5 protein-coding genes and 1 pseudogene are annotated in these 9,361 nt (G+C 66.8%); 2 read left to right on the top strand and 4 right to left on the bottom strand.

Annotation, left to right across the window (positions count from 1 at the left end; all coding sequences use genetic code 11):
• Positions 1-349 (top strand): annotated as a pseudogene (locus HV796_RS30295) (MFS transporter); the annotation flags it as partial.
• A 59-nt stretch (positions 350-408) separates the two neighbouring features.
• Here HV796_RS30295 and HV796_RS30290 read toward each other — a convergent pair.
• Genes HV796_RS30290 through hemC form a run of 3 tightly spaced genes read right to left on the bottom strand, consistent with a single transcriptional unit; the run spans position 409 to position 4,693 of the window.
• Positions 409-1,599, bottom strand: a complete 1,191-nt coding sequence (locus HV796_RS30290; protein WP_175231084.1) for a heme biosynthesis protein HemY — start codon at positions 1,597-1,599, stop codon at positions 409-411.
• Between the two features lie 2 nt (positions 1,600-1,601).
• The gene (hemDX, locus tag HV796_RS30285; RefSeq protein WP_175231081.1) at positions 1,602-3,710 is read right to left on the bottom strand and encodes a fused uroporphyrinogen-III synthase HemD/membrane protein HemX; all 2,109 of its coding nucleotides are present in this window, start codon (positions 3,708-3,710) and stop codon (positions 1,602-1,604) included.
• Positions 3,710-4,693, bottom strand: coding sequence for a hydroxymethylbilane synthase (gene hemC / locus HV796_RS30280; protein WP_175231078.1), 984 nt, complete (start codon positions 4,691-4,693; stop codon positions 3,710-3,712). The genes hemDX and hemC overlap by 1 nt, the downstream gene beginning before the upstream one ends.
• A 354-nt stretch (positions 4,694-5,047) precedes the next feature.
• Here hemC and ppc point away from each other — a divergent pair, with 354 nt between their 5' ends.
• Positions 5,048-8,314, top strand: coding sequence for a phosphoenolpyruvate carboxylase (gene ppc, locus HV796_RS30275; RefSeq protein WP_175231075.1), 3,267 nt, complete (start codon positions 5,048-5,050; stop codon positions 8,312-8,314).
• Between the two features lie 133 nt (positions 8,315-8,447).
• On the opposite strand, the gene HV796_RS30270 is transcribed toward ppc, so the two are convergent.
• Positions 8,448-9,200, bottom strand: coding sequence for a class I SAM-dependent methyltransferase (locus tag HV796_RS30270; RefSeq protein WP_175231073.1), 753 nt, complete (start codon positions 9,198-9,200; stop codon positions 8,448-8,450).
• Positions 9,201-9,361: the final 161 nt, after the last annotated feature.

Raw genomic sequence — 9,361 nt, 5'->3', positions numbered from 1 at the left:
CGCGATACCGGCCTTCGCGGGCGCGCTCGGCCTCGTGCTGTCGGTGGTCTGGGCGCATAGCACGCTGCTCGCGATGGCCTCGCTCACGCTCGCGACGATGGGCATCCTGACCACGCTGCCGCTATTCTGGAGCCTGCCGACCGCGTTTCTCGCGGGTACTGGCGCGGCGGCCGGCATTGCGATGATCAATTCGATCGGCAATCTCGCGGGGTTTCTCGGCCCTTACGCGGTCGGCTGGCTCAAGCAGGCGACCGCGGCCAATGCCGCGGGGATGTATCTGCTCGCCGTGTTCATGCTGCTTGGCGGCTTGCTGGCGGTCAGCGTGCCGGCGCGTCTGGTGAACAAATAGACCGCCGGAAGATCGACAAAATCGTGGGAATCGGGCGGCGGCGCCGCCCGCGGCATCGCTCAAACCACATTCATCGCGAGCGCGCTCTCGCGATAATGTTCGCTGGCCTTCGCCGAATCGCCCAGTTGCTCATGCAAGCGCGCGAGCGCGCGATGTGAACGGATTTTCAACGTCTCGTTGTCGGCCAGCTTCAGCGCCGCTTCGAGGAACGACTGCGCCTTGCCCCACAATTGCTGATGCAGGCATAACCGGCCGAGCGCGAACAACAGATCAGCGTCGTCGGGCCGTTCCTTCTGCCATCCTTCGGCCTTCTGAATAAGCGGCAGCGCATCGCCGCCCGCCGTATCCGGATAGCGGCGCAACAGCCGCGCATCCCAATTCTGCGCGAGCGCTTCTTCGACGATCTTGCGCGCATCCTGCGGCCGGTTCAGCGCAATCAGCAGTTCCGCGGCGAGATCCGCGAGACGCGGCGAATGCCGCTCGGTCGGCGACAGCGAATTCCACAGCTCGAGCAGCGCGTCGGCGTTGTGGCGCCGGTCGCGCAACAGGTTCTCGGCAGCCAGCTGCCGCAGCCGCACCGCGACCGCCGGATGAATCGCTTCGCGCTTCTCCAGCGACTTCACGAGCTTCAGCACTTCGCTCCAGTTCTTCAGCTGTTGCTGCGCGCGCAATGCGATCTGCTGCGCGTGAATCCGCCGCCCGCCCTGCGACTGCATCTCGAGCAGCGCGGCGAGCGCACCGTCCGCGTCGCGGCCGTCCGCGCGCATATCGGCGGTCGCCATCAGGCGCGCGTCCTGCCAGTCATCCGCCTCGATCTTCGCGAGCCACTCGTCGCGGCGCGCGTACTCATGCATCCGGTGCGCGGCATTCGCCGCGATCAGCCCGGCCGCGCCCTTGTTCGCGTCATGCGCCAGCGAGTCGCGAGCCGCTTTTTCCGCACGCGAGAAACGCCCCGCATACAGATTGCCGATCGCGTCGCGCAGCGCCGCTTGCGCCTTCGCGATCCGCGTGCGTGCACGATACGCCGCGACGCGCTGCGGCATGCGCCAGATATTGCGGACGATGCGCATAACCGCGTACATCACGATAAACACGATGACCAGCGCGACGATAAACAGATTCAACGAAATATCGACGCGATACGGCGGATACACGAGCAGCACCTGCCCGGTATCGAAGCGCCCCGCGAGTGCGAACACCACCGCGATCACGAACAGGAAGGCGAGCCACAGGAGTCCTCGAAGGGCCATCGTCAACTCCGGCTACGGTATTGATGAACCGCCTGCAGGCTCGTGTCGAGGTTCGGCACCTGGACGGCGCCGGCTGCGTCGTCGACCTCCTTCACGAGCTCCCGCACGGTCTGTGTATTCTTCGACGATGCATCGAAGTAACGCGCGAGCGTCGCGTCGGCCGCGTGCAGGTCCGAACGCAGCGTCGTCTCGTTGCGCGAGAGCAGCGCGAGACGCGCGGACAACAGCCGCAGCTTCAGGTTCTCGCGCAGAAAGTAGCCCTGGTCCGGCGCGACCATCATCGCCTCGGCATTGTCGATGCGGCGCACCTGCACGAGGCTCACCAGTTGTTCGCCGATGCCGGACACAAAGCCGTGCCACCACACCTTCCAGTGCGGCTCGCCGGTTGCGGCGGCGACCTTGTCCGTGTTGGCGGGGGCCGTCGCGTGAGGGGTCGCGTGAGCGATCGGCGCTTCGCCGGCGAGCGGCAGCGCGTCGACCATTTCGATCGCGTTATCGAGCTTGATCGCGAGGCCGGTCAGATCGGTGGACGGCGCGGCCTTCAGCTTGTCGATGTCCTCACCGATCGCTTTGCGCACCGTGAGCGCCTGCGGACTGTCCGACGCGGCAAGGCGCGTATCGGCGCTTTGCAGCGCGAACAGCGCGAGTTGCGTGTTGCCGGTCAGTTGCAGCTGCTCGCTCGCGCTCGACAGCATCTGCCCGACTTCGGCCATGGTCCAGTCGTCGCGGTTGCGCGCGAGATCCGCATATTGCTGCTGCAGCGCCTGTTGCGCGTTCTGCGCGTCGGCGAGCTTGCCTTCGAGCTGCGCCATCTGCGTATCGACGCCGCGCACGGTCGCAAGGGCCTGCTCGGTCTTCACGCGCAGTTCGGCGGTTTGCGCGTCGTTGATCTGCTGACGCTTCGTCAACTCCTGATCGAGACGGATCAGCTTGCGGTTCAGCGCGAGTCCGCCCGCCACTGCCGCGCACAGCACGACGACGATCACCAGCCACAGCAGCCCGGTCCCGCCGCGGCGGCGGGGCTGCTGCGCCTCAAACGGCGTAAACGGCTGGTTCGGCGGCAACGAGCGGGCGGCCGCCGGCGGCGAGGAAGGGTTCGTGGATGCGGTCGAATCAGTCATGCGTGCGTAAGCCGGGTTGGTCTGAACCGGTTGAACTTCGGAAGGCGTGACGGCGGACAGCAAGGCGCGGACGATACGTTGGTCGCCCGCGCCGGACACCGTAATGCTATCAAAACCCAATGCCCGCGCGGTTTCCGCGATGCGCGGATGGGGCGCGACGAACGGCGCGCGCCTCAATTGAGCCTGCTCGACGGCGGTCAGATGATCGCGCGCGAGTTCGTGCAGATTGCGCACGCCTTCGGAGCTCGTCACGAGCCAGACGTGCGGCTCGCCCGCGAGCAGTGCGTGAATCCGCTCCCAGACGCGCACCGACGGCTCCGGCACGATGCGCCGGTAGGCGGCCACCGCCTCGACTTCGGCGCCGGCTTCGCGTAACCGGTCCGCGAGCCATTCGCGGCCACCGTCGCCGCGCACGATCAGCACGCGCTTGCCGTCGAACGCGTTGGCGCCGAGCGCGGCTTCGAGCGCCGCATAGAGCCCTTCGGAATCGAAGCGCGCGCCGTCGTTGCCATTTTTATCGTCGTCGACATGCGTCGATGGGCTGATCACCCGGTACGCCGGCGCCGCGACGCCGTGCCGCGCGAGCGTCGCGACGCTGCCCGGACCGACGACACCGATCGGCAGCGCGTGCGGCCAGATCGCATTGAAACGCGCGAACGCGGCGTCGATCGCATTCGGCGACACGAAGACCACCAGCGCATAGTGCTCGAGCGCGGCAAGCGCGGCGTTCAGCGGTCCTTCGTCCGCGGCCGGCGCGATGTCGATCAGCGGGAAATCGACGGTCGCCACACCCTCTTGCGCGAGCTGCGCGGCCAATTGGCCGGACTGACCGGCCGGCCGCGTGAGGACCACGGTCAAACGGCTCGGGCGCGTGCCATGCGTCTGGTCCTCGGCCGCACGGCCCACACCGCCGCCCGCGTCGCGATGCGCGTCGCTCGCAGCGTCCGCGGACGATGCGGTCTGCCGGTTGTCTTGCGCGCCGGCCGCCATTACGCGCCGGCCGCGGAACCGTCCGCGCTGCTTAATGAACGCACGATATCGAGTGCTCCCTGGTCGGCGAGGTCGCTCGCCACTTCGCGGCCCAGCTCGATCGCGCGCTCGACGCTCGGCGCGGGCGATGAACCCTGCGCGCGCAGCACACGCTGGCCGTCCGGTGTCGCGACGATCGCGCGCAGATGCAGCGCGCCGTCATGCCAGACCGCATGCGCGGCAAGCGGCACTTCGCAGCTGCCGCCCAATGCCCGCGACACGGCCCGCTCCGCTTCGACCGCCGCCGCCGTATGTTCGTGATGCAGCGGCGCAAGCCACGTGGCGAGCTCGGCGCGATCCGCCCGAATCTCGATGCCGAGCGCGCCTTGCCCGGCCGCCGGCAGACTGTCCATCGGATCGAGCAGCGCGCGGATACGCTCAGCAAGACCCAGCCGCTTCAAGCCCGCTGCCGCAAGAATGATGGCGGCATAGTCACCGCGATCGAGCTTCGCGAGCCGCGTATCGAGATTGCCGCGCAGCGGTTTCACGACCAGCTCGGGATAGCGCGAGCGCAAACAGGCTTCGCGCCGCAGGCTCGATGTGCCGACCACGCTGCCGGGCGGCAGCGCGGATAGCATGTCGTAGGTATTCGAGACGAGTGCATCGCGCGCGTCCTCGCGCTCGAGGATCGTGCTCAACGCAAAACCCGGCGGCAATTCCATCGGCACATCTTTCAGCGAATGCACAGCGAGATCCGCGCGGCCGTCCGCGAGCGCCGTTTCGAGCTCCTTCACGAACAGCCCCTTGCCGCCGACCTTCGACAGCGTGCGATCGAGAATCTGATCGCCGCGTGTGGTCATGCCGAGAATTTTGACGTCGCAGGATGGATATAATTTGTGCAACGCACACCGCACATGTTCGGCCTGCCACATCGCCAGCCGGCTTTCACGCGAAGCGATCACAAGCGTGCTGGGTGGTGTCGCTGAGAGCGTCTCGGAGTTCATTGCTTCAGGCAGATATTGAATGACGGGATCAACAACAAACAATGTTAGCACGCGCTTCACGGTCCGCCGTCCGGGCCGTACAGCCTTGCCGGCTAACGCAGACACGGAGGAGACAGCGCGCTGGCGCCCTGGCCGGCGAACGCATCGATCACCATGGTTCACGCAATACTCGTGCACGGTCGTTCGCGCGTCGATACGCGGCCTGCGCGATGATGCGATGCAGTGTGGGGCGCGCATCACGGCAAGCTGCCAAGCCATCGCTCACGGGCGGCTCCGACCGCGCCCGAGGCCCATGCAAGACACGCAGTCGCAGTCCTTCTCTCTATAGACCCTGGCTTTCCGAGGAAACCCATCGTGACGTCTTCCGGATCGGCGCGCTCCGCGCGCCGCAATACTGCATCGCCTGAAAGCGCCGTGGATGTCGCCGCGCACGCGTTGGCGCCGTCGAAGTCCGCCGCAGCGCCGGCCGCCGGGTCGCTGACCGCCGCACGCACGGCTGGCAACGGTGCAACCGCCGTCCCCGCGCAACGGACCACCCGAGCCGCCCGTGTCGAGAGGGCGGACAAGGCCACCAAGCCCCTCAAGTCCGCCAAGGCCGATAAAGCGGGCAAAACCCGCGCGGCCCAGACCGATGCGGAAAAGGCCCATAAAGGAAAGCGCGCCAAGGTCGCCGCGAACGGCAGCGTCGGCCCGGCGGCAGCGCCCGCCGATCAAGACCCGGTCAAAGCGCGCCAGGCCGCGCGCGCAAGCGCGCTCGACACCGAGCCGGCCGCCCGTGCGAAGACCGGGCCGAAAGACGGCCGCACGCGCGAAGACAAAGACCAGCCGCTGTTCGAAGACATCCGCTATCTCGGCCGCCTGCTTGGCGACGTGCTGCGCGAGCAGGAAGGCGATGAGGTATTCGACGTCGTCGAGACCATCCGTCAGACCGCGGTGCGTTTTCGCCGCGAGGACGATAGCGTCGCCGCGCAGGCCCTCGACAAGAAGCTGCGCGCGCTGAACCCCGCGCAGACGGTCGCCGTCGTGCGCGCGTTCAGCTATTTCTCGCATCTTGCGAACATCGCGGAAGACCGCCATCACAACCGGCGGCGCCGGATCCACGAGCTGGCCGGCTCGTCGTCGCAGCCGGGCACGGTCGCGCATGCGCTCGAGCGCCTCGACAAGGCGGGCGCCGCGCCGACGCCGGTGCTGCAGCAGTTTTTCGACGACGCGCTGATCGCGCCGGTGCTCACCGCGCACCCGACCGAAGTGCAGCGCAAGAGCATTCTCGACGCGCAGCGCGACATTGCGCGGCTGCTTGCCGAGCGCGATCAGCCGCTGACGGCGCGCGAACACGCGACCAACGACGCGCTGCTGCGCGCACGCGTCACCTCGCTCTGGCAGACGCGGATGCTGCGCGACTCGCGGCTCACCGTCGCCGATGAAATCGAAAACGCGCTGTCGTACTACCGCGCGACGTTCCTCGCGGAGATTCCCGCGCTCTATTCGGATATCGAAGCGGCGCTTGCCGAGCACGGTCTCGCGTCGCGCCTGCCGCCGTTCTTCCAGATGGGGAGCTGGATCGGCGGCGACCGCGACGGCAATCCGAACGTGACCGCCGACACGCTCGAACTCGCGATCGCGCGCCAGGCGACGGTCATCTTCGAGCACTACCTGAGCGAGATACACGAGCTCGGCGCCGAACTCGCGGTGTCGTATTTGCTCGCCGGCAGCAGCGATGCGCTCAAGGCGCTCGCCGACGCGTCGCCGGACCGCTCGCCGCATCGCGTCGATGAACCGTACCGGCGCGCGCTGATCGGCGTGTATGCACGCATGGCGGCCACCGCGCGCGAGCGGGTGGGCGAAGGCGTCGTCGCGACGCGCCCAGCGAGCCGCGACGCGCAACCGTATGCGGACGCTGAGGAATTCGTGCGCGACCTCGACGTGCTGACCGAATCGCTCGCACAGCACCACGGCGAGTCGCTCGCGACGCCGCGCCTGTCGCCGCTCGTGCGCGCGGCCGAAGTATTCGGCTTCCATCTCGCGTCGATCGACCTGCGTCAGAGTTCCGACGTGCACGAAGCGGTAATCGCCGAACTATTGCAGCGCGCCGGCGTCGTCGACGACTACGCGGCGCTGCCCGAAGCGGACAAGCTGCAGGTGCTGCTCGCGGAACTCGCCCAGCCACGCCTGTTGCGCTCGCCGTACATCGCGTATTCGGATCTGGTAAAAAGCGAACTCGGCGTGCTTGAAGCGGCGCGCGTCACGCGCGAGAAATTCGGCGTGCGCGCGGTGCGCAACTACATCATTTCGCATACCGAGACGGTCAGCGACCTCGTCGAGGTCATGCTGCTGCAGAAGGAAACCGGACTGCTGCAAGGGCTGCTCGGCACCGCGCACTATCCGGCGCGCGCGGGCCTGATGGTGATTCCGCTGTTCGAGACGATTCCCGACTTGCGCAACGCGTCGCACATCATGCGCGACCTGATGGCGTTGCCGGGCATCGAAGCGATCATCGAGCATCAGGGCAATGAACAGGAAGTGATGCTCGGCTACTCGGACAGCAACAAGGACGGCGGCTTTCTCACGTCGAACTGGGAGCTGTACCGCGCGGAGCTCGCGCTCGTGTCGCTGTTCAACCAGCGCGGCGTGACGCTGCGGCTCTTCCACGGCCGCGGCGGCACGGTCGGGCGCGGCGGCGGCCCAACCTATCAGGCGATCCTGTCGCAGCCGCCCGGCACCGTCGACGGACAGATCCGGTTGACCGAGCAAGGCGAAGTGATCGCGAGCAAGTTCGGCAATCCGGAGATCGGCCGGCGCAATCTGGAAACGGTGATCGCCGCGACGCTCGAAGCGTCGCTGGCGCCGCACGGTCATGGGCGTGTGCAGTTGCCTGGCCCGTTGCCCGCGCAACTGCCCGTGTTCGAAGAGACCATGCAGAACCTGTCGGATGCGGCGATGCAGGCGTACCGCGCGCTAGTCTACGAGACGCCCGGCTTTGTCGAATACTTCTTTTCGTCGACGCCGATCACCGAGATCGCGGAGCTCAATATCGGCAGCCGGCCCGCGTCGCGCAAGCTGCAGGACCCGAAGAACCGCAAGATCGAAGACCTGCGCGCGATTCCGTGGGGCTTTTCGTGGGGCCAATGCCGTCTGCTGCTGACCGGCTGGTATGGCTTCGGCAGCGCGATCGGCAACTGGCTCGATGCATCCGCGAACGACACGGAGCGCACGCGCCGCGTCCAGCTGCTGCGCCAGATGCACAAGACGTGGCCGTTCTTTTCGAACCTGCTATCGAACATGGACATGGTGCTCGCGAAGACCGACCTCGCGGTCGCATCGCGCTACGCGCAGCTCGTCGAAGACAAGAAGGTGCGCAAGCATGTGTTCGAGCGGATCGTCGCGGAATGGGAGCGCACGTCGAACGTGCTGTCGGAGATCACCGGCAGGAAGGAACGGCTCGCTGATAACCCGCTGCTCGCGCGTTCGATCAAGAACCGTTTCCCGTATCTCGATCCGCTGAACCATTTGCAGGTCGAATTGCTGAAACGGCATCGTTCGGGCGACAAGAATACGCGCTTGCGCCGCGGGATTCATTTGACGATCAACGGTATCGCGGCCGGCTTGCGCAACACCGGCTAAGGGCCGCGTCGGCGCGGCAATTGCGTCTTCAATGTGCCGCAAGGGCACGCGGTGGCGGGATCGCACCGCGTGCCCTTTTCTTTTTCTTCTGACGCGTCGTCTCGCGTATCCGGTGGCGTGCGCAATGGCGCTCTCAGCGCGCTTCGATCATCAACGCATCAAGCTCGAACGACCCATCCGGCTGCACCGCGAAATACTGCCGCACCTCGTCCGGTGCGTTTTCCCACAGCGAGCGGATCGCGCTGACGCGCAGCGCCGGCGTACGCATCCGCGTCACCCATGCGTCGAATTCGAGCGGCATGCGCCACCGCTCGCGCACCTTCGCCGCGAAACCCGCTCGCTCGAACAACGCAAGCCATTCGTCGGCGCGATAGTCGCGGATATGCGACCCGTCGCGCAACACCTCCACCGCCTGCAAATGCGTATCGAGCAGCGGGTGATCGGCGCCCGCGATGTCGATAAAGAGTGCATGGCCGCCGGGCTTCAGCACGCGGCGCGCTTCGGCGAGCGCCTGCGGCACATCGTGCCAGTGATGCGCGGACAGCCGGCTGATCACCCAGTCGAACGAACCATCGTCGAACGGCAGGCTTTCCGCGGCGCCCTGCTTCGTCACGATGTTGCCGAAACCGCGATCGATCGCCGCGCTCGCGACGGTCGCCAGCATCGGGCGCGCCAGATCGTACGCCACCACCGACGCCGCGTGCGGCGCGACCGCGAAGCTCGCGTGGCCCGCGCCGCAGCCCATATCGAGCACGACCGCGTGCGGCGTCCGGGCGACGCACTTCGCAAGCGTCTGCAGGTCCTTGCCGGTTGCGTGCACGTGGCTCGTCAGATAGTTAGCGGCGGTCTGGCCGAATGCGTCGGTGACCTGTTCCTGATGTCTCATGGTTCGCTCCTTGGCCCGAGGTCCTCGTAAGGTGGTCTGAATAGATTCGATGGCGCGGGCGACGCCGCGCGGCGATTCGCATCGGTGGCCCGAATCGCTACAATAGAGCGCTGCCTGTACCAGTACAAGGCAAGCAACTATTCTGGTATCAACAACACCCG

Source organism: Paraburkholderia humisilvae (genome assembly GCF_902859855.1).
Taxonomy (GTDB): Bacteria; Pseudomonadota; Gammaproteobacteria; order Burkholderiales; family Burkholderiaceae; genus Paraburkholderia; species Paraburkholderia humisilvae.
The sequence above is the reverse complement of the archived record's forward strand: the minus strand, read 5'-3'. Positions and strand labels throughout refer to the sequence as shown.

Coding starts and splice junctions, on each gene's coding strand:
- HV796_RS30270 (WP_175231073.1), bottom strand. CDS start 9,200: ATGAGACATCAGGAACAGGTCACCGACGCATTCGGCCAGACCGCCGCT.
- HV796_RS30290 (WP_175231084.1), bottom strand. CDS start 1,599: ATGGCCCTTCGAGGACTCCTGTGGCTCGCCTTCCTGTTCGTGATCGCG.
- hemDX (WP_175231081.1), bottom strand. CDS start 3,710: ATGGCGGCCGGCGCGCAAGACAACCGGCAGACCGCATCGTCCGCGGAC.
- hemC (WP_175231078.1), bottom strand. CDS start 4,693: ATGAACTCCGAGACGCTCTCAGCGACACCACCCAGCACGCTTGTGATC.